The organism is Corynebacterium sp. HMSC065H09, from assembly GCF_001812845.1.
Classification (GTDB): domain Bacteria; phylum Actinomycetota; class Actinomycetes; order Mycobacteriales; family Mycobacteriaceae; genus Corynebacterium; species Corynebacterium jeikeium_D.
Map to the genome: position 1 here is coordinate 34,766 of NZ_KV810581.1, position 23,813 is coordinate 58,578.

Sequence of the window (23,813 nt, forward strand, 5' to 3'; positions counted from 1 at the left end):
TCGCGACTGCCTGGGCTACTTATAAAAATCGTCGACGAATTCGCTCGCCGTTCCTTCGAAAAGCTGCTTGTCGACGGCCATTGCGCCCGCCTCCCCTTGTTCATCGGTAGCTTCGCTGGGGATGAAGCCCTTGGACCAGAAACCGGGCTGGGTGCGTTCGCGACCGGATCCAACGGGAATGTTGCGATGCACTTCCTCGGGAGCCAACACGTAGCCGAGTAGCCGCGCTGTGAGGGCAGTCGTCACACAAGCTAAAACGGTGATGATTCCGGCCTGGAAGTACGTCCGGGATACGTCGGCAGCGATAAACCACCCCACTGCAAGTGGCCACAAAACGCAGGCCAGATACCAGATAAAGCGACCTGGCCCCATTACGGCAGTGACTCCTGTTTCAGCCAACGCGACCACGGGCCCCGTGATGTTGCGCACTGGCCACATGTGCATCGTGCGCACATCCGTTGCCGTGCGCGACAGTAGTGGGCGGGCATACGTTGCGCGGTCACGCAGCACCTGGAGGGTCTTGTAGACCGAAAAACCCAGCCCAATGAGGGAAACCATTCCACAAAGACCGAAAGCCCATGCTCCAAACTCACCGAGGAGGGAAACCACTAGGTCCTGACCGGGGCTCAGGATGCTCATCCAGACGAAAACGGTAAATGCGGCGAATACTCCGGCGCCGCTCATCGCCCATCGAAAGACGCTGTCCGCGCGCTTGCGAACAATCTCATCGGCCTTCCAGCGCGGCGTCGCACCCGTGATAGTCGAATCCGAGACAGTCGGCTGCCAGTTCTGCTGCGATGGCAGCACCACCTGAGGTGGGGACTGCTGCGGCTGCTGCTTTGGAGACTGCGGCGGCACAGCCCACCCCGCGTTTTCTGCCTGTTCATTAGACATTTTCCGCAGGGCTCCTCTCTCGCGTCTCTCTCGCGCGGCTGGCTTCTTCCGCAGTCTTTTCTCCAACGGCGTTTTTTGGGTGCGCTCCCCTAACCTACCTAAACTAGCCCGGCCACTAACCCAGCCACTAGTCCGACCAGCTGCGAATCTTCCGCAGCATGATGCGGCTCTTACGCTGCGAACGACCCATCTTCCGAGCCAGGTTGTTCAAAATCGCGATGGCCTCGGTGATGTGCGGCCCCTTGTTCAGCATCACGCACTCGGCACGCAGGGCGAAAGCCGCATCGGTAATCTCCGCGCGGGAAGGCAGGCCGGCCTTGGCCATATTCTCCAGCACCTGAGTACCCAGAATGGTCGGCACTCCGGCTGCCTGCGCCAGCGTCAGAATCTGGCCTGGGACCTCACCCATGCGGTCGAAGCCCAGTTCCACAGCCAGGTCACCACGAGCAATCATCAGACCGGACTTGGCGCGCTTCATGCTGGCGATGATGATTCCCGGCAGATTCTGGAATGCCGGAATAGTCTCAATCTTCAGCACAACGCCCAGGCCCCGAGCCCTCGATGCGAGATCCTCGCGGCCCGCAGCCTCATGTTCTGCCGCAATCTCATCGAGCACCTTGTAGACGTACTCAGCATCCTCCTGCGTGCGAATAAAGCTCACCGCAGCAATATCCGCGTGCTCCACTACAAAGCGCAGATGCTCAATGTCTTCGTCGGTAAGCGAATTGAGCGGCAGGTCGGTGTTCGGCAGGTTGATGCCCTTATGCGCCGCCAACGGCTGTCCGTTCGGCTTGGTGCGCTGGACACGCAAGCGGGCATCGACGTGGCTATCTTCGCTTGACGACGTCTCGGAGACCTCAACCACCTCAGCGCCGAGTGCACCGTCGTCGAAAAGCACCGGATCGCCCGGCTTCAGAGCCGCCACGGCAGACGGCAGCGAGCAGGAGACTCGTGGAATTTCATCCTCGGTGCGTGGAATGGTGGTGATTTCCTCGCGGCTGGTGAGAATGAACTCATCCCCAGTGTGGAAACGCAGCTTTTGCACGGTCGGTGGCACGCCGCCAGCACGTGTGACCTCGTAGTTGCTGCGCAGGTGTGTGCCCTCGGCGATCCAGGCGTTCTTCTCACCCTCGGCGAGCACCGCCTCGACCTCACCCTCGACGTCGGTGTCGATGCGCACAACGGTGAAGTGACGCTTCGCTGAGCGGGAGTCATGCAGCGTAATGACATCGTCAAGCTGCAGCTGTTCCAACCATCCCTGATCTGCTTCCAGCGGCAGAGCAGGACGCCCCGGCAAATCGTTCGGAGCTGGCTTGGGGTGCCCATCCAGACGTGGAGTCAGCCAAATCTTGGACTTGGAGATGACTGTGCCGGCGTCGTCACGCACAACGCGGGCGCGACCCACGCGCGGTCCCGGTTCGATATCGCCTGTGCGCAGCTTCGGGCCAGCCAGATCCATGGACACGAAGATGCGGCGACCGGCCTTCTCAGCTGCAGCATTGACGTTGTCAATCATGCGGCTCCACTGCTCAGGGCCGTCGTGGGCGCAGTTGATGCGAGCGAGATCCATGCCGGCAGCAGCGAAGCTCTCCACCAACTCTGCGTCGTCGGCGGCCTCGGCGGGCAGGGTCACCATAATGTGCGAAGTGACATCCGCGCGCTCCTGACCGAACAGCTCGGTGGCGTTGTTATCCAGGGCAATATCCGCGCGCTCATCGTCGGCAATAATGCGGGCGACATCGACATCTGAGGTGCGCCCCGCCAGCGCCAACAGCGCGTTGAGGGCCAACTCAAGGCGCCCCCGGGTGAAAGTCTCCACCGTGGTCAGACTGGTCACGCCGAGGTCGTGCAAGCTGTTCTGCAGCTCACGGATGTCAATTGTGCGCAGGTGTGCGTAGTGCAGTAGGTTTTCCGCGTGCCGACGGCGCTCTTCCGGCACCTCTGCGAGCAGTGCAGATGCCTCCACCGAGACGTCGTCCAACTCTGTAATCAAATCGGTGACCTTGCTGATGAGGTCATCCAGACGCGGTACGGCCGCGCCGCTTTCAGTGTTGTCAGTTGCTGTGTCTTGAGGGCTCTGCGCTGCCATAGAGAAGGCACTCCTGTGTTGAAGACGAAGCGTTGGCCAGAGTCGGCCACGCGGGCCAATAGAAGGTGGGCATTCTCATTCTCAAATGAGACGGCCGAAAGCGCATGTCGAGAAGACATGCGCTTTCGCTACCAGCAGTTACTTCCAGAATGGATCCTGCACATCTCGGAGCGTCTGAACGGACTTGTCCAACTGCTTCTTTTCGTATTCGTCCAACTCAAGCTCGATAACGCGGCGAATTCCTCGGCGGTTCACAATGGCTGGTGTTCCGATGAACACGTCCTCATGGCCATATTCACCTTGCAAGTATGCGGAGACCGGCAGAGCCACCTCTTGGTTTTGGAAAATGGCGCGCGTGATGCGGGCCAAACCCATACCGATTCCGTAGGAAGTGGAGCCCTTGGCATCGATAATCTCGTAGGCGGCATCACGGGTTCGGATGAAGATGTCCTCCAGCTCGTCGTGAAGCGTGGGGTCAGCGGCGAGACGCTTGGACAGACCGACGCCTGCAACGTTGGCGCTGGACAATACCGGCAGCTCGGAGTCGCCGTGTTCACCGATGATGTATGCGTGCACGCTCATCGGGGAAACATCGTAGTATTCACCCAGCATGTAGCGGAAACGTGCGGTGTCCAGGATGGTGCCGGAGCCGAAGACACGGTTGTGCGGCAGCCCGGAGTACTTCCACGCAGCGTATGTGAGTACGTCGACGGGGTTGGAAGCAATCAGTAGGAGCCCATCAAAACCGCTGTCCATAACGGAATCGACGATGGACTTCATGATTTTCATGTTCTTGTCCACCAGCTGCAGGCGAGTCTCGCCCGGCTTTTGTGCCGCACCTGCACAGATAACCACCAGCGCGGCATCGTCACAGTCGGCGTACGTGCCCTGGGTGACTTTGGTGCGCGACGACGCCCACACGACGCCATGGTTTAAGTCCATGACGTTGCCCATCGTCTTCTTTTCGTCGATGTCAATGATTGCCAAATGGTCGACAGTGCCTTGGTTGACCAGTGAGTACGCATATGCCACGCCGACGTCGCCAGCGCCGATCAGCACGACCTTATTTCCTGTGGATAGCTTCATAGCCCTCGGATCCTTCTCAACCGATTCGGAAAACGTTGCGACACCCCACAGGCTACGCTTTGTGCGGAAAACTGGCGCGAGATGAATAAACCCCGTGGAAAAAATTTTGCCATGATGGGAGTTATGGGATTCCTGCGTCGCGCATTTACTTCGATTGCGCCCTCGATTGCGTCTACGGGCAACACACCTGTAGCTCAGCCAATCGAAACCACCAGGACAGTGCGAGCTGCACGAGCAGCGCGAACGGGAATTACAGGAGTCGCTGGCACAGCTGGCATGGCCAAAGCGCTGGGCGCAGTCGGCACCGGCAGTCTGATGGCGACCAAAGTCTTTCGCGAACGCCTCCTAGGTACCGGCCCTGGCACTATCCGCAGCGCACTGCGAGCGGGCATTCCCTCCAACCCCGGTCTAATTGGTGCAGAAATTGCGTCATGGGCTGCCTTTAGCCCCTCGCTGATGCCGCGTACTCGGATCGCCACCGTTACTGTGACCTTCCTGGCACAGCTGGCGGGCCATGTCACCGGGGTGGCTATCGGCTATGGCTACAACACGACGATGCGGCGTCTGGCCAGCACTCCGCTCAGCCGCTTTGCGCCGGCACCTCGACACGAGCGCGCACTGGCCGTGACCTGGCATGTTGCCACCACGGCCACCACCGCGGCGCTGTGGCTGCGCTCCATTTCCCAGCAGCGCGAAATTGGCCGCCTGGTGGGCAAGGATGAGCAGGAATCCGCACGCAGCCAGTTCGCCTCCACAATGATTGCCAGTGGTCTCTACCTGACCACTCGGGGGCTCTCCGCGCTGGCCAATCGCGGCTATGACTTACTGCGGGACAACCTCCGCCCCTGGCTGCCGCGCGGTCTCGCCCCGGTTCTCAGCGGTGCCATCGTCGGTGGTGCCGTGGCCGCCAGCATTGATCGACTGCTTATCCGTCGGACTTTGGAGTCCATCGCCAAGAAGTCCCGATACCTGAATACCCTGGTAGTTCCAGGCCGCATGCAGCCCTGGGAGCCGGAACGTTCCGGGAGTCCATGGTCTTTGGAGCCGTGGTACGCACTCGGCGCCGAGGGGCGCGTCTTCGTCGCCGAAGGCCCCCGTGCCCGAGATTTGGCGGTGGTCACTGGCAAGCCGCTCTCCGAACTGCAGGAACCCATCCGCATTTATGCGGGCAAGGTGCCAGGTCGTTCTCTGCGGGAACAGGCGGAGCTCATCATCCGCGAGATGCACCGCACCGGCGCGTTTCGGCGCGATCATCTGGTTGTCTTCACCACCACCGGCACCGGTTGGGTGCCACCGTGGTCGGCGCAGGCTGCAGAGTTCTTGACCCTTGGCAACTGCGCCACTGTCGCTCTGCAGTACTCTGACCTCCCCTCCCCAGTGGCATGGCTAACGGACCACGAAACCCCAATCGCGGCTGGCCACACCCTTATCCATCGGGTGTTGCAGGAAGTCGACAAGATGCCGGAGAACGACCGGCCAAAGGTCTACGTCGCCGGTGAATCCCTCGGCGGGTTTGGCGGTCTCGGCGCATTCGAGAATTCCGCTGACATGCTCGCACGCGTCGACGGTGCTGTCTGGACGGGCGCACCACAGTTCTCCGCGATGTGGAAAGAGCTGACGCACCGTCGGACAAAGGGGTCTCCGGAAATCGCTCCAGTCATCGACGAGGGGCGAAACATCCGCTTCGCTACGCGCCCCGACGAGCTGTACCACTCCTTCTATGGCACCAAGTTCGGGCCGTGGGAATTCCCGCGCGTCGCATTCCTGCAGCATGCCTCTGACCCCATCGTTTGGTGGGATTACCCACTGGCCTGGCGCCGCCCCGACTGGCTTGCAGAGCGCGTCGGCCGCGATGTTCTCCCCTCCATGCGCTGGCATCCGTTCGTCACCTTCTGGCAGGTGCTTATCGACGGCCTCGCCTCCGTCACCGTCCCCGGTGGTCACGGCCACCGGTACGAGGAAGAAATGTTGCCAACGTGGGCTTCCATCCTCGACATTCCGCTTGACGACGACCTGGGTGGCGCAGCCGGAATGCGCTTCAAGCGCGTGAGTAAGTGGATTCGCCGCACTCAGCCACCGCGTTCATAAACTTGTGACAGATATCCCTGAACAGCATTTTTTATGAATTTCGCATTAATTGTATTGCTTAAATGGTTGCGCATCCACTCATCTTGAGTACCATCGACGGCACAACCTAAAAACGTGTTGAGGAGGAATTTTCCTAATGACTAAGTACGAACTTCCTGAGCTGGATTACGCTTACGACGCTCTGGAGCCGCACATCTCCGGCGAGATTATGGAGCTGCACCACAGCAAGCACCACGCTAATTACGTCAACGGCGCCAACGCTGCTCTGGAGAAGCTCGCTGCTGCTCGCGAGTCCGGCGACTTCGCAGCTGTTACCGGCCTGTCCAAGGACCTGGCCTTTAACCTGGGTGGCCACACCAACCACTCCCTGTTCTGGAAGCTGCTGTCCCCGAACGGTGGCGGCCAGCCGACCGGTGAGCTGGCTGAGGCTATCGAGCGCGACTTCGGCTCTTTCGAGAAGTTCCAGGCTCACTTCAACGCTGCTGCTCTGGGCCTGCAGGGCTCCGGCTGGGCTGTTCTGGGTTACGACACCATTGCAGAGCGCCTGGTTATTGAGCAGATGACGGATCAGCAGGGCAACCTGTCCATCAACCTGAAGCCGGTTCTGCTGCTGGATATGTGGGAGCACGCTTTCTACCTGCAGTACAAGAACGTCAAGGCTGACTACGTCAAGGCTGTCTGGAACGTCTTCAACTGGGATTACGCTGCAGAGCTGTTCGCAGCTGCCAAGTAATTTCAGCTAACAGCGCGCGGCTTTTTACGCGTCCCTGCCGCGCGCTAAAGATGGCTTACCGGCTCGCTGACGGGGCTTACCCTCAGCGGGTCGGTTTTTTGTGTCTTGTTTGAGACCACTTTTGGTATTTCCCGGGCGGCACACGTAGCCGTCGTTTAGCGTTAGTGCCCATGAACACCAGCAACAATGTCAACGTCGCCTATGAATACCTCGCCGTAGCTGATTCAGAGGCGGCGAAAATCGCTGTCGTCAGTTTGGACCGCGGAGACAAACTCAACGGTCTAACACTTGAGATGCTGACCGAGCTGTCCGCCGTCGCCCGGAAACTGGCAGCTGACCGTGATCTGCGTGGCGTAATCCTACGTGGCGAGGGCAAATCGTTTTGCGCTGGACTCGATTTCGCCTCGGCATTTAAGAAGCCCTCACGCATCCTGCGCTCATTCGTCCCCGATATCCACGGCACAAACCTGTTCCAGCGCGCCTGCTGGGACTGGCGAGGCCTGCCGGTGCCGGTCATTGCGGCGGTGCATGGGCACTGCTACGGCGGTGGTCTACAGATTGCACTAGGTGCTGATTTCCGCATTACTACGAGCGATGCCAAGTGGTCAATCCTCGAAGCGAAGTGGGGACTGATTCCGGATATGTCCGGTATGCGAACCATCCTCGATGAGGTCAGCGCCGATACTGCACGTTGGCTGACCATGTCTGGCGAAGAACTCAACGGCAAGGAAGCAACTGAGATCGGTCTGGCGACGTGGGCCGTGGACACGGAGGACGCTGCACTCAAGCTGTCCAAGGAGAAGTTGGCACAGCTGGCGACACGCTCGCCGGATCAGCTGGCGGCGACGAAGCGGCTTTTCCGCGATGTGCACCGCTCTCCTCGCGCAACATTCCGTGCCGAGCGCACACAGCAGCTGCTGCTGTTAGCCCGCAAGAACACGGCCATTATTCGCAATGCTGCGATGAAGAAGGTCTCACCTAAGTTCGCCCGGCGCGGCACGTGGGCGCGTGGTTAGCGCGCTAAGGAACCGGCAGGTCATCCCCATGCGGCAGGTCCGCGGCCGCGCGCTGTGAATCCAGCCAGTCGCGGACGTGGGCTACCGATCGGCAGTCATCGCCGTTGTAGCGCAGCAGCATGGCGCGAGCCTCGGCTTGCGTGAGCTTTTCAAAGGACTGTTCCGAGACAAAGTCAAGGTCAGTGGCCGTCGCAATGCGATACAGATCCAGCGATGCCTCGCCGTCAACATCGGCGTCGCGCCAGTGGAAGCCCGACCACGGGGCCACGACTTTAAGCCCCATGCCGACGGTGGAGAGGATTTGGCGACGGGCGACCTTCAGCATGTCCACCCAGTCCTCCGAGGCAATGAACTTGTCCACTTCTTCGCGGGTCGGCACCCGCACAATCTTTGTCGGGCCAGCTGCCTCGGAACTGGAACCAGCCGCATCGCCTGTAGCCAGCTCCGCCGAATCTGCGGGCACCACAAATTCCTGGCCGCCGAACCGGGTGGCGCTCTGACGCAGCCAATAGTTCTCACCCTCTGCCGCCCAGCAATAGGCGCGGAAGGTCTTGCCTTGTTCATGCGCCGCATTTCGACGACGCATCAGGTAATCCCAGAAAATCGCAAAGTTCCTGGCCTCTGCCGTGCCACCGAGCCCTTCTGGCCCCGGTGGCTCCCAGGTGATAAACCCGCGGTAGTCCTCCCCAGGCACCCACGTTCCCCACAGGTAGGCGCCATCGTTGGGGTACGCCTCCATATCGATATCCATCTCAATATCGCCACGCGGGGCCGATGTCTTAGCGGCTACCCGGAGCGCGTCGACGTCGGCAAGCCGCGCCCTCGCCATCCACACCTGCTCCTTGCTGACGTGCGGAGTGTTGGTACTGGCCTGCGCCAGTGCCGTGACTGTGTCGATGCCCACACTGCGCAACCGCATGGACTTATCGCCAGGTAGGAGGAGGGAAATATCGTCACTTGCGGTCAGCTCATCCAAGCAAAGGTCGTGGTGACGGCAGGTTCGGCACTCCCGGATGCGCCGTGGCGCCAGCGGCCAGGTGCCTGGCGTAAACCGTGACGGTCGCCCCTGAGTGGCAGCGACGGCATCACGCGCATCCCGCAACGCCATCCGGTACGAGGCCACGCGCGAACCTTCATCGGCAATGACAATATGCCGTGTATCCAGGTTCATCCCGGTGGCACTAATCGCCCCCACCAGACCACAGGACACGCCCAGGCGGTGCAGTATCGCCGCTGCCTGCCCAAGCTTCACAGCATCGGGTCCGTAATGCCGTAGCTTCCACTCGTCCGTGACAACCATCGCCTGACGCAGGGTCCGCCCCATCACGCCAGCACGCCCGAGCCGATCAACGCCCAGCAGTCGCACCTTCATCGCCGCCGCACGCGCCGCATTGCTTGACGACGGCTTACGCCGCCGGCCCGGTTTGCGCGCAGAGAGCAGGTGCCGTGTGACAACCAGGACCGGCATGTACGTCGGAGAGGTCGTCTGCGGTGAATCATCGACCTTGACCAGCAGATCGGGGTGGCAAATCTCGTCGATTCCCGAGTACACCCCACCGGGAATCGGGCGCTCATGCATGAGCACGCCACCGGCGATGACGCTTTCTCCACGGGCGATGGCCTCAAGGGTATCCAGGTGAGCGTCCGGCCCCGAGGTCACTGTGTACAGGCCGGGGATGGACGCGATGGACGTCGGCAAGCGGTGCTCGTGGTGAGAAGCAGGTTCGACTAGCCGCCCCTCGCGCAGGTCGAGGCTCAGCCGGTAGCGGCAGCCGATGAGGTCGCTCGCGTGGAGAAGCGGGCGCGAAACGGATGAATCAGTCACAATGAGAATTAGCGTATCGCCACTCGGTAGGAAGTTTCACGTTAAGCTTGGATAGCAAGAATCGTGATGCAGCCACTGCATCTGGCAAGCGCACTCCGGCGCGGTGGGGTTTAAGGGTTTTCCGCCCCGCTTTTCCGGAGGGACTATCTGCGAGCAACTAGGCGAAGGAAAAAATGAGCTTCTTGGGTGACATCCGTGAGCGTCGGCGCGAAACCGCCAAGCAGGTGAAGGCTGCCAAGGCGAAGGCCAAGGAAGAGGCTCGCCACGCAGCTCGACTTAATCGCAAGGCACACAAGGCTGAGGTCAAGGCCGCTAAGCGCGACCAGAAGCACCAGCACAAGCTGGAGCTGAAGGAGGCCGCTGGCCGCGTTCGTTCTGAGGAAAAGCTCGGTAAGAAGGAACTCAAGCTGGAAAACCGTGCTCTGAAGCGCGCGGAGAAGATCCGCAAGGCAAGTGCCAAGGACGAGAAGAAGGCGCTGGCTGCCAAGCAGCGTCACCAGACCAAGATGGCCGAGAAGATCCTGGCACAGCAGCGCAGCCAGGGCTTCAACAAGGACAAGGCAAAGTCGTGGATCGGTGGCGCGCGCCTGCTGGTACCGGTGCTGGTTCCGCTGGCCTACCGCGCTATCACTGCCATTCAGCGCCGTGAACACTCGTCGGCCGCGCAGAAGTTCGGTGTTTCCGCTAATGATGCCGCTCGTTACCAGGGGCACGGTGCACCGCTGCTGGCCCGCATTGAGGCTACTCGCGGTTCGCTGACGGAGCTGCGTAAGTCGGGCGCCAAGGGCACCGATGGTTTTATCAAGGACGCCAACTCGCGTCTGGATGTCATGACTGATGCTATTAATACTGCCGAGAAGATGACCCCGGAGCAGCGTCGTCGCGCGCACCACTCCATTACCGCAGAGCTGGATTCGCTGGACCGCCAGATTATTTCGGAGCTGGGCGCGTAAACCCGGCCGCTTCAGGTTGAGGCCACTCGCCGAGATTCATCGAATTGAGCGCGACTGTTGTTGAACAGCAACAGTCGCGCTTTTGCTCTTATTACCCCCGTATCGGGCTATTTTTTCCCACCAATGGCGCTACGGACTGAGAACTACTGTAATGAGGACTATGCCATCTTCAGATAAATCTCAGACTGCAGCCTCGAATCTGAACGGTGCGGTCTCGTACAGCGACGCAACAGCCCAAAAGCCATTCACCCCTTCTCGTCGTGCCGTACTGCGTGCCGGCGCTACCGGTGCTGCTGCCGGAGCCATTGGCCTGGCAACCGCTACCAGTGCGGGGGCAAATCCTGAGTCACAGTCCCCAGCTAATGCTGGCGGTTCCGGTGGTTTTCAGGTATTCCAACACGGCGTGGCCTCTGGCGACCCACTGCCGGACTCGGTTCTTATCTGGACTCGTGTGACCTCACACCCAGGCGATACCGCAGGTGCAAACCAGGGCCGTCCTGTTGCACTGAAGTGGGAAGTCGCTTCTGATGAGGGCTTCGGCAACATCGTTGCCTCTGGTGCCCTGAACACCGACCCGGATGCTGACAACACTGTCAAGATCGATGTCAAGGGTCTCTCCGCTGATTCCTACTACTTCTACCGCTTTACCGTCACCGCTGGTGATCACGCGGGCCAGGTTTCCCCGATTGGCCAGACTCGCACTGCGCCGCCGGTGAACTCCTCGCCAGATCACCTGGGCATCGCGCTGACTTCCTGCGCTAACTGGGAAAGTGGCTTCTTCTCCGCTTACCGCGACATGGCGGAAAATGACCGCATCGACATCATTATGTGTGTCGGTGACTACATCTACGAGTACGAGGCCGGTGGCTACTCCGGCAAGGGCCCGGTTCGTGACCACAAGCCGGCTCACGAGATCATTTCTCTCGCTGACTACCGCCTGCGCTACGCCACCTACCGTACCGATGCGGACCTGCAGGAAGCTCACCGCGCAAAGCCGTGGATTGTGACCTGGGATGACCACGAGGTCGCCAACGATGATTGGCACAGTGGCGCTGAGAATCACGACCCGGAGACCGAAGGCGACTACATTGCCCGCCGCGACGCCGCTATCCAGGCTTACCTGGAGTGGCTGCCGGTTCGCGCGGTCCCGTTCTCCCAGGGCGGAAAGCTCTACCGCAGCTTCCGTTTCGGCGATCTCGCCGACCTGACCATGCTGGACCTGCGCACCTACCGTGACCAGCAGCTGAAGTTCATCCGCGCTGGCGAGACCGATGATGAGAACCGCTCCATGCTCGGCTCTGAGCAGTTCAATTACCTGCTCGGCCAGTGGCGTTCCTCGAGCGCAAAGTGGCGTGTCGTGGGCAACTCCGTCATGTTCACTCCGGTGCTGGTTCCGCCGCTGGATCCAGAGGCCACTCGCGCTGTCACCGAGCTGCTGAGCTTGCCTCAGGACGGCCTGCCGTACAACTTGGATCAGTGGGATGGCTACGCTGCTGAGCGTCGTAAGCTGATCAACATCATGGATAAGGAAGGCTACGACAACGTTGTCTTCCTCACCGGCGATATTCACTCCTCCTGGAACTGCAACGTACCGAAGGTCCCGGGCGAGTACCCGAGTGCCGGCATTGCCGCTATTGAGATTGTCTGTACTTCCGTCAGCGCCCCGAATATCGATGACATTGTGAAGCTGCCTCAGGACAACCCGATTTCCTTGGCTGCTACCGCTGGACTCAAGGCTGCGAACCCGTACGTCAACTACCTCGAGTTCGACCGCCACGGCTACACTGCCGTCTACTTCGGCCGCGAGGACGTTACCTCTGAGTACCGCCTTGTCGAGGTCAAGGAAGAACCGGACCAGCCGCTTTTCGTCGCCGCTACCTACCGCGGCAAGCCGGGTCAGGGCATGACCCAGGCTTAAGCGCCTTCTCGTCCTTTCGCTTTACGACGACTACCGAGAGCGCACCCCGCATTGCGCCCTCAGTGGCGTAGTTGCTGTTCACGACGGCCCTGCACAACATGCAGGGCCGTCTTTTTAATACCCCAAGTTCTTGTGCACAATTAATCGAATTATTAACAGACCATGTATTCAATATAAGTTGCACAATCGAGCTCAATTATCGTCAATAGACATTAAATTTCTTTGCACTTATACTATGGGGGAAAGAAAAAAGGGCTCGATATTAATTTGGAATTTCACCGTATTGAAGTTTCACTGTAAGCCTTCTTCATTATTACAAGTTCAGCACCAAGCTTAGGCAGGGATTCTATGGCACGCCGCGAACTAATTCAGTACATCGACGACCTCGATGGGACTCCGCTTGATTCCGCAGATCACCAAGTCGTTCGTTTCTCTTTCCGCGGTAAGAACTACATTCTCGACCTCTCTCAGGAAAATGCAGAGAAGTTCGAGCAGGTATTAGAACCGTATATTGCGAAAGCTTCCATTGATCACAGCACGGTTGTAGCTCCGCGTAAGCGCTCTTCCGCTAATCCCAATGCCGCTGAGGCCCGTGATCGCAATCGCAAGATTCGCCAGTGGGCACGAGAGAATGGCATGGATGTTGCAGACCGTGGTGCGCTGCCAAAGCACATTATTGAAAAGTACGAGAGCGCTAACTAGTTCTCACCCAGGTCCGTTTGCCTTCCACTGGGTTTCACCCAGCTTTACTATCTTTAAAACAGGGTCCCGCCACAGCGGGGCCCTGTTTTAAAGTTGGGGCAGGTAATTCGAGTCGCTAGGATAGCGGCTGGAATTGGCACACCGGCCTCATCCGGTTGTCTTACTTTTCTTATCCTTGACATGGAGGAGTCGGCCCGTGGTCATTTTGGAACCATTCGTTTGGCTGGTCTCGTTTGTCCTTAAGGCGTGGCACCTTTTACTGGCCTCAGTGTTTCACCTGCCGTCTTCTCTGTCCTGGACGCTTTCTCTCTTCCTGCTGGTGTTTACGGTGCGTGGCGCTTTAGCGTTTCTCGCGTTCCAGCAATTTATCTCGGCGCGCAAGACAGCCAACCTACGGCCGCAGCTTTTTATGCTCAAGGAGCGCTACCGCAGGAGCATCGAGCCGAACTCGCCACAATACGTAAACTTTGCCAGCAAGGAAATGCGCAAAGCAGAGGGGATTAAGACCTCCGTAATGCTGGCGCCCCTCTTCGTCCAGATTCCCGTGATTATGGGCCTTGTTCGCATGCTGAGGCACATGCTGCGGGCGTCTGAGGGGCCTGGGCTGCCTGCGTCTCATAATGTCGGATTCATCTCTAAGGATGAGATCTCCGACTTTCTGAGCGCGACATTCTTGGGACAGCCTCTACCCGCATATCTGCGCATGGACCCGGAGCAACTGCAAATCCTCGGGGGCAATCATGATTCGCTGTTAACTTTCTGCATTATCGGCATCGTGGCAGCGGCCTTTTTCACCGGTTTTAACTTGGTCGTTTCCTACCGCCGGTTGCAGCGCACTCTCGACTATTCCAATAGCGTCAGTGTATTCCTCAGCAAATTCATGCGCGTAATGCTTATCTACGCACCGCTGATGATCCTCTTCGCGGGTTTCTTTGGCCCAACACCTGTGGCTCTAATTGTCTACTGGGTCACCAATAACTTCTGGACACTGACCCAAAATATCATTCTCACCCGCTATGTGGAAAAGACCTACCCGCTCACGGACGATTTCCGAACTCTTCAAAACCACCAAAAGGGTGAATACGAATCGGAGCGGGAAGAAAAGAAGAAGTTAAAGCAGGCCAAGCGTCACTTTTATATCAAATCCGCATTCGCTCCGTGGAAGATAAAGCAGCATAAGAGCGAATATGCCGCTATTGAGAAGGAATCGCGGGACCGTCGTAAAGCAAAGCAGGAAGAAGAATATGCCCAGGCTTTGAAAATTGCGAAGGTTCGCTACATGGTGACCCAGATGCGGCCTGGTGCTCAGGACAATTTGCCATCCCTGACGCAGGATATGAAGATTTCCTCGGGTATAGTTCCGCCGCTTCCCGGCCTGGCTAAAGTGCGGGACGACATGAAACGACAAGCCGAGAAAGCGCAAAAAGCACAGAAACGGCCGAAGCCAATTCTGATTGCAAAGAACCTGGGAATGCTACTCGGCCAGAATACGAAGAATATGGTTAAGAAAGCCACCGGCTCAAAGGAGTCGGACTGGAAACGCTTCCGAGATTAGCCCGTGAGTAAAAAGGCGAGAACTACGACGCGTTAAAAAAGGGAATTAAGTATTTACGTGACCAGGTCACGGGCCAGGTCGCGCGCCATCTGCAGCGGGTTCAGGTCTTTGGACATCTTGGCACCCGCGAGGCCGCCGTCGAGGTAGAGCAACAGCATATTTGCGTGAGCGGACGGCATACTAGATTCATTTTCAGTCAGCAGCGTGTGTAGCTGTTGCCAAACCCAGGAACGGTGATCGGCTGCGGCCTGACGGATGTCCTGCTCCGACTCCGTTTCCGGCCGCGGATATTCACTAGCCGCATTCTGGAAGTGTGAACCACGGAAGTCGATTGCCGGCTGCTCCGCAATACACTGATCAAAGAAAGCGAGAATCTTCTCCGCCGGGGTATCCAAAGAGGCCACTCGCTGCTCCCAAGCCTCCCGCCATTTGGCGTCAAGGTCTTGCAGATATGCGATGACTAGCTTGTCCTTGGATCCAAACAACGAGTACAGGCTAGCTTTCGCCACATCAGCTTCCCGCAGGATGCGGTCAATGCCGACGACTCGGATGCCCTCCGTTGTAAACAGAGTTGTCGCTGATGCCAGGAGGCGCTCCCGCGGACTGGGGCGGTTACGACGGCGAGAGGAAGCGCGGCCGCCTTTTGCGCCCTTGCCCGTTGTCGCTTCTGCCACGGCAGTACCTCTCGTCCTTCCAAAGTCACACCTCGTTCTAACAGCTGCTTACTCGCAAATACCGGCGTTAGCGCCATTGCTTTCAGAGCACTGAACAGGGCGTTCATAGTCTGTGATATTCCATTGTAGGCGTATCTGCGACTGTGCTTTTGTAAAAGAACAAACTAGTCAGTCTTTCAGCCTCTAGTCCTACTTTAGCGTGCGATGATTGCCGCCCCCAACAGATGTCACGACAATCGCAGAACGCCAACGTCACGACAACCGCACAACAAAAAGGGCATCTCAATGTTGATGAGATGCCCCGCGCTCTAGCTCACTATCCAGTAGATAGCCGCGTTACGACGCTTCGTGCATAGTCGCGCTGTTTTGCTTGGCTTACTTGCGCTTCTGAATCATGCCGACAATCCACAGCAGGATCACAGCACCAATCAGACAGGTCAGGAAGCTGAAGAACATTCCACCGCTCGCGACATCAAAGCCGACCAGGGTGAGCAGCCAACCGCCCAAGAAACCACCGACGATACCAACGACGATATTCAGGACGATGCCCATCTGCTCATCAGTGTTCATGATTTTAGAGCCAATCCAGCCGGCAAGACCACCGATGATAATCCAACCAACGAAGCCCAGAGTAGGGCTAAAGGAGGCAGCAAGAAGAATCTCGTTCATGATAGATATTCCTTTCCCGAAATCGTTCTGACTCAACTATAAGTCTTTCCGAAAACTCTTGCATACACTGCAAGCACTATCAGGCCATTTCGGCCACTGAGAAACTAGCGAGATAACAGTCGGATAGCCACAGGAAAACTCTTATAAAATCTGCACTTTCTGCATGAAAACAGGGTTTATGCAGACGAGAGGCCTCATTTGGATAAACCGAAGCCGGCCCCGACACCTGTCGGAAACCGGCTAGGTTCTACTTATAAATATTCGGTAACGGTTTCTACTCTCGGCGCTAACCGCGCCTCGACGACCGCCGCCGGCGTCTTTTCTCAGCCCCCTCGAAGGGCGCTTTAGGCGTCAGTCTCCGGGCGGACGACCATCATCGGGCAAGCAGCCGCCTGCAGGAGTGCACGCGAAGTGGAGCCGAGCAGCATGCCCTTGAAACCTCCGCGGCCGTGGCTGCCGACGACCAGCAGCTGCGAGCCTTCCGAGGCATCAGCCAGAGCACGAACCGGGCGGTCGCGGGTAACAACCTTCTTGATGGCCACTTCCGGGTACTTCTTAGCGTACTTCTCCAGACGGTGGCCGAGCAGAGCCTTCTGCTCCTCTTCCACAACCTGCCACTGGCTCTGAGCTGCAGAAAGGCCAGCCAGGGAAGCCTGTACCTGCATATCCATCCAGGTATGAACTGCAATCAGCTCGGCACCACGGGCATCGGCCTCACGGAATGCGTACTCCGTTGCCTTTTCGGAAATATCGGAGCCATCGACACCGACAACGACAGGACCGTACTTGGTCTCATCGGTGACCAGGTTGTCCTCGCGGACAACAACAACCGGGCACGATGCGTGGGAAACAACAGCGGCGGAAACCGAACCCATGACCATGCCAGAGAGCCCACCCAGACCGCGAGAGCCCATAACCACCATGGTTGCCTGCTCAGACAGGTCGAGCAGCATGTCAATCGGGCTGCCCTCTTCAATCTGGTGGCTGACATCTACTGACGGTGCGAAGTCGAGGGCAATCTTCTTGGCCTCGTTAATCTTCTCCAGGGTCTCGGCCTCAAGATCGTCGTAAAGCTCCTGCGGCGGAACCATGCCCTCTGCGTAGAGGAACTGCGGCATGGAGTAGCTGCTGACCAGACGGAGCGGCTCACCGCGCTTCACTGCGGTGTTAGCGGCCCACTTGACGGCGGTCTTGGATGCCTCCGAGCCATCGACCGCGCACACAATGATGTTCTGCCTTGGCATTGATTGCCTCCTTATTATGCGATCCATAAAAATTGGCTCTCCGCGGCCCGACCGCAACACAGCTACACCTATCGCACCTGCTTGGACGCCATTTTAATGGACAAGCTTTGCTATTTAGTCAACTCTTCCGAGCCAACCCTTTTATTACTTTCACCTCCACCCTACCCCCATTATGTTGCGACCGACAGGGCAGAATGTTGTCCACCTACGCCATTAGGGGCGGTACCAACACAGCCCTGCGCCAGCAGCTCCGCTTGCCCGCCGGGTGAATCCGGGGCACCTGTTAAAGTCAGCCGTATGCGTCGCATGCCACTGCCCATTCGCGATGGGCTCAACCCCTCCCGCATCGCCGCTCCCGGGCGTCGTGGCGATGCCCCCACCCGTGCGTGGGATCTGCTCGCAGGCGCTATCGCAGGTCAAACCTACCGCCACCCAGACGATGATGAAGCGGCTGTGGCCAAGCGTTTTGCAGATGGGCTCGTCGTTCGCGCCAACTCAGTGCCCTACAGTCCAGATGACATGGTGAAGCCCGGCGCGGAAATGTGGTTTTACCGCACCCCGGCACCGGAGCGCACAATCGCGGGGCCGATGCCGATTGTCTTTCAAGATGACAACCTTGTGGTCGTCGACAAGCCGTCGTTTTTGGCAACGATGCCGCGCGGCCGACACATTACGGAAACTGCTGTGGTTCGCCTGCGGCGGGAGCTGGGTAATCCGGAGTTGGTTCCCGCGCATCGCCTCGACAGGCTGACGTCGGGGTTGCTCATCTTTACCGCCCGGCGCGAGGTTCGCGGCGCCTACCAGGGGCTTTTCGCATCGGGGGAAGTCACTAAGCGCTACCACGCACTGACGTCGCCTACACCCATCGCTGGCGCGGCCAGCGAAGCCCTGCCCGAGACCCCACTGGAATTGCGCACACGACAGCACAAAATTGCTGGCCAGATGCAGGCTTATACTCTCGAGGGCGAGCCAAACGCCCACACCATCATCGAGCGCATTTCGCTTGTCGACGTGCCTTCGGACGCCGACGGCCTCGCTACCGACAGTGGTCGCGTTGCGCTGTGGCAATTGAAGCCCATCACCGGACGCACTCATCAGCTGCGGCTGCACTTGAGTGAACTGGGCTTTCCCATCCTGGGTGACCAGTACTACCCGGAGATTCTGCCGCTGGAGGCCGAGAATGCCTCGGAGCCCCTGCACCTGGTCTGTGTTGAAATGAGTTTCGCTGACCCCGTGACTGGTGAACAACGAACGTTCCATTCCCGCCGCAGCGTTTTCAATCCGCTTTCGCTGCCGGATATTAATTCGCCGTTGATCAAATCTAATTAGAAGAGAGCCCCTCCCCCATGTCTGCCAAGCATGCAAAACGCCCCACCAAATCATCCGCTGAGTCTTCTTTGAAGCATTCCGCCCCACCAGCGGCGGCCTACGCTGAGGGGCTCACCAAGAAGTACGGTGTCGGCAATGCCGCTGTTACTGCACTGGACCATGTCGATATCTCTTTTGCCGCTGGTGAGTTCACCGCGATTATGGGGCCGTCCGGGTCGGGTAAGTCGACATTGATGCACTGCATGGCCGGCTTGGACTCCGCGACGTCGGGAAGCGCGTACATCGGCACGACGGAACTGTCGAAGCTGTCGGACAAGGAGATTACGGCGCTGCGGCGTGACCGCCTGGGCTTTGTGTTCCAGTCCTTCAACTTGGTGCCGACGTTGACGGCGGCGGAGAACATTACCCTGCCTATCAATATCGCTGGTCGGAAGGTGGATAAGCAGTGGTTCGAGGAAATCACTACGCGCCTCGGGCTTAAGGAACGGCTTACGCACCGTCCCTCGGAACTGTCCGGTGGCCAGCAGCAGCGTGTCGCCTGTGCGCGTGCCATTGTCAGCCGGCCGGAGATCATCTTTGGCGATGAGCCGACGGGCAACTTGGACTCGAACTCATCCCGTGAGGTGTTGACGATTCTCCGCGATGCGGTTGATGACATCGGCCAGACCGTTGTCATTGTGACGCATGATGCCACCGCCGCATCCTACGCAGACCGTGTTGTGTTCCTCGCGGATGGCCGTGTGGTTGACGAGCTTCGCAACCCCACGCCCGCCGATATTTTGGCGCGCATGGCAGATATTGAGAATCTTTAGGAAGGCAGGTCATCTCTCCCCATGGCATCATCGTCTTCCACGCTAAGCCGCGTCGCCTGGCGTAATATCACCTCGCACAAGTTGCGCCTCGTGCTCACAATTATTTCGGTCGTGCTGGGCACAGCCTTCATCACCGGCGCATTTGTGTTCACATCATCGCTGGACAAGGCCTTTAAGGGCGCAATGAGTACCGCTTATGACGGTGTCGACGTGGTGGTGACGGCCCCAGCTGACAATCCCGGTGCTCTCACCGAAGAAACCGCGCAGAAAATCGAAAGCTTCCCCGGGGTCCGAGCCCTCAACATTGGCGATCCCAACAACAGCATTACGGCCACGGGAGCCGACGGCAAGCCGATTCAAACCAATGGTTCGCCATCGATGGGTCTTCCCTACTATCCAGCGGCCGAAGCGGTGGGCAACAAGGTCACGGTTACCGAGGGGCACGCGCCGGAAACACCAGGTGAGGTGGTCGTCAACTCCACCACCGCCGAACTCGGCAACCTCCACGTCGGCACTGAAATCAAAGTAGCCACCCGCCTCGATCGGGCGACGGTGAAGGTTGTCGGCATCGCTGATACCTCCATCGACGAAACCGGCTACCTCGCGGTCTTTTTCACCCAGAATCAGTGGCGCAAGCTCTACGGCGCGGACAGCCATATGGACATGTTCACCCTCGCCGCCGATTCCACCACTGACGCTGCCACGCTTACCCGTGATGTCGCAGAAGCATTCCCCGAGCTCAAGGTAGAGGCAGGCTCTAAGCTCGCCGAGGAGGCCTCCGAACGTGTCTCCTCTGCCTTAAGCTTTGTCAACTACTTCCTCATCGCTTTCGGGCTCATCGGTCTGCTGGTGGGCATCTTCATCATCTCCAATACTTTCACCATGCTGGTCACTCAGCGCATGAAGGAGTTCGCTCTCCTACGCGCCCTCGGTGCTTCACGACGACAGCTCACTGGGTCAGTCCTCTTGGAGGCATTCATTGTTGGCCTCATCGGTTCCGCACTAGGTGTCATCACGGGATTTGGGCTGAGCCAGGGGCTATTCATGCTTCTCGATGCCATGAGTATCTCCATGCCCGGCGACGGCCTAACATTCGAACCGGTGGCAGTCATCGTGCCCCTCGTAGTCGGTGTGGCCATCACCATGATCGCCGCCTGGGCACCGGCCGCCCGCGCTGGTGCCGTTCCTCCCGTAGAAGCCATGCGCTCTGGGGATCAAACAACGAGCAATAGCCTCAGTGCTCGGACGTGGGCCGGTGCTGTGCTGGCGTCCGCCGCTATCGCCATCATTGCCTGGGCATTGCAGTGGAACGACGCAGAAACCAAGATTCGTGCCATCTTCGTTGGTGTCGGTGCAGTGATGGCCGTAGCCTCCGTCTGGCTTGTCGGACCCGCGCTGTCCATGCCTCTGATCGGAGGACTGGGGCGCGTCGTAGGTGCGCCTTTTGGAACCGTCGGCAAGCTTGCGGCAACGAACTCCCACCGCAATCCGCGCAGAACGGGAACCACATCGTTTGCACTGACGCTCGGGCTTGCGCTGGTGACTGTGATCGGCATGTTCGGCGTATCCATGAAGGAGGCGGTCAATGAGTGGTCAGAGACCAATCTGACGGCTGACTTCGTACTCTCGCCACCTCTGACCGCGCATTCGGCCCTGCCGCTTGGGGTCGAGGACGCAGTGAAGGATATCGATGGTGTCGACGACACCGCAACCTTGTCGATTGGCGCGCTACTGGTAATCCCACCTGAGGAAGCCGCCACGATGATAGCTTCCGACGGCGAACAAACTGAAGTCGGACCGGAATCTAGTAATGCGTCGGTTTTCAACTCCAACGTCGGCAAATGGTACGGCACTCGCGCCATCCAGGGCTCCCTGGATCTGGCCAAGCCGGATGCGGGAATTGTCATCAGCGAATCAACAGCGAAAAAGAATAGTTGGAACGTTGGCACTGAACTCGCAGTTGTTTCCAAAGGCGGCATAACACGGCTCCCCGTCACCGGCATTTTTGCTGACACAAGTGATCCCGGCCAGTCGATTATGGTCTCCGACGAAGCCGCCCATAAATATGTCAAAAGCAGCCACCTGTTGCCTTTCCAGACCTACGTCGATATTTCTGATTCCATCGCGGCAGACAGCGGCTCCATGGATGAAATGAAGCAAAAGCTTAGCGACGCAGTTGCGGACTACCTCGTAGTACAGGTGATGACTGCTAAGGAGTTTGCGGGTCTGGCTAATGCCTCTATCGATATCATGCTGGGAATCGTCTACGCTCTGCTGGCCCTGGCGGTCATCATTTCGATTCTGGGAATTATCAATACTGTCGCACTCTCAGTTGTCGAGCGCCGCCAGGAGATTGGCATGCTTCGGGCCGTCGGCCTGCAACGCTCGGGGATTCGCCGGATGATTCGCCTGGAATCTGTGGAAATCTCCATTTTCGGCGCGGTTGTAGGTATTGTCCTCGGCTTGTTCCTCGGCTGGTCACTTCTGACCGTGCTGAAGGATGAGGGCCTGAATACTATCGCGGTACCGTGGCTGCAGATCGTTCTCATGCTGCTTGGGTCTGCGCTTGTGGGCATTATTGCTGCTCTCGGCCCTGGTCAGAAAGCCGCGAAGACACCGCCCCTGGCCGCTATCGCAGACGAATAGTCGCCGTTATATGAAAGCGCCCCGTGCAGATATTGTTTCTGCACGGGGTTTCTATTTCGCCTTATCGCCTACGCCGAATCAGCAATCCAGCTCACGCATTTCCACTGGAAATTCACACGGCCGCGTTGGCCTTGCGAACCTCGCGTTCACGATTCTTCAGCGCCTTATTGAGAAGCATAAAGAACCACACAAAGCCGACCGTCAGGATAATGTGGCCGAGTCCTGCAATTCCCGAGTACATCGCACCCCAGGCCTCCGGGCCTGAAACAACGTGCACGATACCGTTAGCCACCATCATGCCAATCGTCCAAACAATGCCGACATTCTGAACGATGAACCAGCGATCAAAGCCCTTGACAGCTGAAATATTGAATTGACCATCCAATGCCAGCGCAACCAAGAAAAAGATTGTGCCAAGAACAAGGAAATGCGTGTGCAGCGTATTGAGCTGCGTTTTATCCCCGAAATCCATCGCACGGGTAAATTCACGATAGAAAACGCCAGAAAACAGACCAAGACCGAGATACACCGAAGCAGCTGTGAATAACTTACGCATACTTCGTAGCCTACTCAGATAACGCTGGCTTCTAAACGGACCAAACCCAGGGGGTTAAACGAAAGTTTGATTCCGCGAATCTAGACGGCCTCAAACTAACCGCGCGAATCGAGCCACCACACGTTTCGGCACAGTTTTGGATAGGGCCATCACCAGGCCATATAGGCCGGGCGCTACCTCCGCCCGACCCCTCTCCGCTCCACGTAACGTGCGCTCCACTAGATAACTGAGATTCTGCTCCGGCATGAGACGCAACTTCACCGACTTCGCCTGCTTCACGACGTCCCGTAGCGCCTTGGTCTTAACCTTTCCCGGGTAGCAAATAGTTACAGTTACACCATTAGGTTTCAATTCCTCTCCAAGGCAGATACCCCAGTGCCGAATAAACGCTTTCGATGCTGTGTACACCGCCAGCCCTGGAGTTGGTGCTACAGCTGAGATCGATGAAACGAAAATGATGTGGCCGTTCTTTTCGAATAAATCGTTTAGCGAGTAAACCGCTGCGACCGTACCGCGAATATTCGTCTGTATCATTTGATCAGCCTGCGAAAAATCCTGGGTTTTAACATCGCCATAATTCGCATACGCGGCATTGAGGATTAAATAAACTATCGTCGCGTGATGGCGGTCAACATGATTCCGGAGTTTATCGCCAAAATCATCATCGGACTGATCTAGACAAAGATATCGAAGACGAGGACCTTGCCTCTGCGAGAACTCAGCGTCTTCACCGGAAGAATCATCGTTGTAGCTACGAGAAACACACCAAATTTCATCTAGGTCTGGACGTAGCTGCCCAAGTCTATCGGCAAAGACGGCGCCTATGCCCCGAGATGCTCCAGTCACGATTCCCACTCGCATGAATTCCAAGATACAGCCGACTGAGTCGAGCAATTAAAACGGCGCCGACGTAGCGCGCCGCATAGGAATAAGCATACGAACAGCAAAATGCAGCACTAAAACGCTAGTTAATTCTGTTTACCCGTAGGTACAAAAGTGGGCCGCAGCACCCAACCCCACACAA

The 23,813-nt window shown here is 58.1% G+C and carries 19 protein-coding genes; 10 read left to right on the forward strand and 9 right to left on the reverse strand.

All coding sequences use genetic code 11. The features are described from left to right. Positions 1-15 precede the first annotated feature (15 nt). From HMPREF2878_RS03180 to HMPREF2878_RS03190, 3 genes are all read right to left on the reverse strand, one after another. A complete protein-coding gene (locus HMPREF2878_RS03180; protein ID WP_070546488.1) occupies positions 16-894 on the reverse strand; it encodes a hypothetical protein in 879 nt (292 codons plus the stop codon). A gap of 127 nt (positions 895-1,021) precedes the next feature. Further along, on the reverse strand, positions 1,022-2,983 hold the full coding sequence (locus tag HMPREF2878_RS03185) for a pyruvate kinase (RefSeq protein WP_083310810.1): 1,962 nt from the start codon (positions 2,981-2,983) through the stop codon (positions 1,022-1,024). Positions 2,984-3,121: 138 nt separating this feature from the next. Beyond that, positions 3,122-4,069, reverse strand: coding sequence for an L-lactate dehydrogenase (locus tag HMPREF2878_RS03190; protein WP_048731269.1), 948 nt, complete (start codon positions 4,067-4,069; stop codon positions 3,122-3,124). A gap of 81 nt (positions 4,070-4,150) precedes the next feature. Between HMPREF2878_RS03190 and HMPREF2878_RS03195 the strand changes: the two genes are divergently transcribed. The 3 genes from HMPREF2878_RS03195 to HMPREF2878_RS03205 all read left to right on the forward strand — a co-directional run bounded on the left by HMPREF2878_RS03195 (position 4,151) and on the right by HMPREF2878_RS03205 (position 7,906). Then, positions 4,151-6,157, forward strand: coding sequence for an alpha/beta-hydrolase family protein (locus tag HMPREF2878_RS03195; protein WP_240593264.1), 2,007 nt, complete (start codon positions 4,151-4,153; stop codon positions 6,155-6,157). Positions 6,158-6,293: 136 nt separating this feature from the next. After that, entirely contained in the window at positions 6,294-6,890 is a 597-nt protein-coding gene (locus tag HMPREF2878_RS03200) for a superoxide dismutase (RefSeq protein WP_005510435.1), read from the forward strand. A gap of 170 nt (positions 6,891-7,060) precedes the next feature. After that, the gene (locus HMPREF2878_RS03205; RefSeq protein WP_069359720.1) at positions 7,061-7,906 is read left to right on the forward strand and encodes a crotonase/enoyl-CoA hydratase family protein; all 846 of its coding nucleotides are present in this window, start codon (positions 7,061-7,063) and stop codon (positions 7,904-7,906) included. Between the two features lie 4 nt (positions 7,907-7,910). On the opposite strand, the gene HMPREF2878_RS03210 is transcribed toward HMPREF2878_RS03205, so the two are convergent. Continuing rightward, positions 7,911-9,731 (reverse strand): ribonuclease H-like domain-containing protein, encoded by a 1,821-nt coding sequence (locus HMPREF2878_RS03210; protein ID WP_070652838.1) that lies wholly within the window; start codon positions 9,729-9,731, stop codon positions 7,911-7,913. 173 nt (positions 9,732-9,904) lie between these two features. On the opposite strand from HMPREF2878_RS03210, the gene HMPREF2878_RS03215 reads away from it, so the two are divergent. From HMPREF2878_RS03215 to yidC, 4 genes are all read left to right on the forward strand, one after another. Continuing rightward, complete coding sequence (locus HMPREF2878_RS03215; RefSeq protein ID WP_049190917.1) at positions 9,905-10,684, forward strand: DUF6474 family protein; 780 nt, start codon at positions 9,905-9,907, stop codon at positions 10,682-10,684. Between the two features lie 160 nt (positions 10,685-10,844). Next, complete coding sequence (locus HMPREF2878_RS03220) at positions 10,845-12,602, forward strand: alkaline phosphatase D family protein (protein ID WP_224433333.1); 1,758 nt, start codon at positions 10,845-10,847, stop codon at positions 12,600-12,602. Positions 12,603-12,950: 348 nt separating this feature from the next. Then, positions 12,951-13,304 (forward strand): histone-like nucleoid-structuring protein Lsr2, encoded by a 354-nt coding sequence (locus tag HMPREF2878_RS03225; RefSeq protein ID WP_069359719.1) that lies wholly within the window; start codon positions 12,951-12,953, stop codon positions 13,302-13,304. A gap of 196 nt (positions 13,305-13,500) precedes the next feature. Further along, positions 13,501-14,859: a membrane protein insertase YidC gene (gene yidC / locus HMPREF2878_RS03230; protein WP_049171708.1), complete on the forward strand. Its 1,359-nt coding sequence runs from the start codon at positions 13,501-13,503 to the stop codon at positions 14,857-14,859. Between the two features lie 53 nt (positions 14,860-14,912). Here the strand turns inward: yidC and HMPREF2878_RS03235 are convergent, their stop codons facing one another. From HMPREF2878_RS03235 to HMPREF2878_RS03245, 3 genes are all read right to left on the reverse strand, one after another. After that, positions 14,913-15,533, reverse strand: a complete 621-nt coding sequence (locus HMPREF2878_RS03235) for a TetR/AcrR family transcriptional regulator (RefSeq protein ID WP_048731284.1) — start codon at positions 15,531-15,533, stop codon at positions 14,913-14,915. Positions 15,534-15,908: 375 nt separating this feature from the next. Next, the gene (locus tag HMPREF2878_RS03240) at positions 15,909-16,202 is read right to left on the reverse strand and encodes a GlsB/YeaQ/YmgE family stress response membrane protein (RefSeq protein WP_070602291.1); all 294 of its coding nucleotides are present in this window, start codon (positions 16,200-16,202) and stop codon (positions 15,909-15,911) included. A 344-nt stretch (positions 16,203-16,546) separates the two neighbouring features. Beyond that, positions 16,547-17,446 (reverse strand): universal stress protein, encoded by a 900-nt coding sequence (locus HMPREF2878_RS03245; RefSeq protein ID WP_005510554.1) that lies wholly within the window; start codon positions 17,444-17,446, stop codon positions 16,547-16,549. A gap of 297 nt (positions 17,447-17,743) precedes the next feature. Here HMPREF2878_RS03245 and HMPREF2878_RS03250 point away from each other — a divergent pair, with 297 nt between their 5' ends. From HMPREF2878_RS03250 to HMPREF2878_RS03260, 3 genes are read left to right on the forward strand one after another with little or no spacing between them, the layout of a single operon-like run. Then, on the forward strand, positions 17,744-18,775 hold the full coding sequence (locus tag HMPREF2878_RS03250; protein WP_070652839.1) for a pseudouridine synthase: 1,032 nt from the start codon (positions 17,744-17,746) through the stop codon (positions 18,773-18,775). A gap of 17 nt (positions 18,776-18,792) precedes the next feature. Then, entirely contained in the window at positions 18,793-19,587 is a 795-nt protein-coding gene (locus tag HMPREF2878_RS03255; protein ID WP_172954627.1) for an ABC transporter ATP-binding protein, read from the forward strand. A 21-nt stretch (positions 19,588-19,608) separates the two neighbouring features. Continuing rightward, complete coding sequence (locus tag HMPREF2878_RS03260; protein ID WP_070652840.1) at positions 19,609-22,233, forward strand: ABC transporter permease; 2,625 nt, start codon at positions 19,609-19,611, stop codon at positions 22,231-22,233. A gap of 112 nt (positions 22,234-22,345) precedes the next feature. On the opposite strand, the gene HMPREF2878_RS03265 is transcribed toward HMPREF2878_RS03260, so the two are convergent. Next, on the reverse strand, positions 22,346-22,789 hold the full coding sequence (locus HMPREF2878_RS03265; RefSeq protein ID WP_016421692.1) for a DUF2871 domain-containing protein: 444 nt from the start codon (positions 22,787-22,789) through the stop codon (positions 22,346-22,348). 90 nt (positions 22,790-22,879) lie between these two features. After that, positions 22,880-23,644: an SDR family NAD(P)-dependent oxidoreductase gene (locus tag HMPREF2878_RS03270; RefSeq protein ID WP_187401448.1), complete on the reverse strand. Its 765-nt coding sequence runs from the start codon at positions 23,642-23,644 to the stop codon at positions 22,880-22,882. Between the last annotated feature and the right edge of the window lie 169 nt (positions 23,645-23,813).

Coding starts and splice junctions, on each gene's coding strand:
- HMPREF2878_RS03180 (WP_070546488.1), bottom strand. CDS start 894: ATGTCTAATGAACAGGCAGAAAACGCGGGGTGGGCTGTGCCGCCGCAG.
- HMPREF2878_RS03185 (WP_083310810.1), bottom strand. CDS start 2,983: ATGGCAGCGCAGAGCCCTCAAGACACAGCAACTGACAACACTGAAAGC.
- HMPREF2878_RS03190 (WP_048731269.1), bottom strand. CDS start 4,069: ATGAAGCTATCCACAGGAAATAAGGTCGTGCTGATCGGCGCTGGCGAC.
- HMPREF2878_RS03195 (WP_240593264.1), top strand. CDS start 4,151: ATGAATAAACCCCGTGGAAAAAATTTTGCCATGATGGGAGTTATGGGA.
- HMPREF2878_RS03200 (WP_005510435.1), top strand. CDS start 6,294: ATGACTAAGTACGAACTTCCTGAGCTGGATTACGCTTACGACGCTCTG.
- HMPREF2878_RS03205 (WP_069359720.1), top strand. CDS start 7,061: ATGAACACCAGCAACAATGTCAACGTCGCCTATGAATACCTCGCCGTA.
- HMPREF2878_RS03215 (WP_049190917.1), top strand. CDS start 9,905: ATGAGCTTCTTGGGTGACATCCGTGAGCGTCGGCGCGAAACCGCCAAG.
- HMPREF2878_RS03220 (WP_224433333.1), top strand. CDS start 10,845: ATGCCATCTTCAGATAAATCTCAGACTGCAGCCTCGAATCTGAACGGT.
- HMPREF2878_RS03225 (WP_069359719.1), top strand. CDS start 12,951: ATGGCACGCCGCGAACTAATTCAGTACATCGACGACCTCGATGGGACT.
- HMPREF2878_RS03240 (WP_070602291.1), bottom strand. CDS start 16,202: ATGAACGAGATTCTTCTTGCTGCCTCCTTTAGCCCTACTCTGGGCTTC.
- HMPREF2878_RS03245 (WP_005510554.1), bottom strand. CDS start 17,446: ATGCCAAGGCAGAACATCATTGTGTGCGCGGTCGATGGCTCGGAGGCA.
- HMPREF2878_RS03250 (WP_070652839.1), top strand. CDS start 17,744: ATGCGTCGCATGCCACTGCCCATTCGCGATGGGCTCAACCCCTCCCGC.
- HMPREF2878_RS03255 (WP_172954627.1), top strand. CDS start 18,793: ATGTCTGCCAAGCATGCAAAACGCCCCACCAAATCATCCGCTGAGTCT.
- HMPREF2878_RS03260 (WP_070652840.1), top strand. CDS start 19,609: ATGGCATCATCGTCTTCCACGCTAAGCCGCGTCGCCTGGCGTAATATC.
- HMPREF2878_RS03265 (WP_016421692.1), bottom strand. CDS start 22,789: ATGCGTAAGTTATTCACAGCTGCTTCGGTGTATCTCGGTCTTGGTCTG.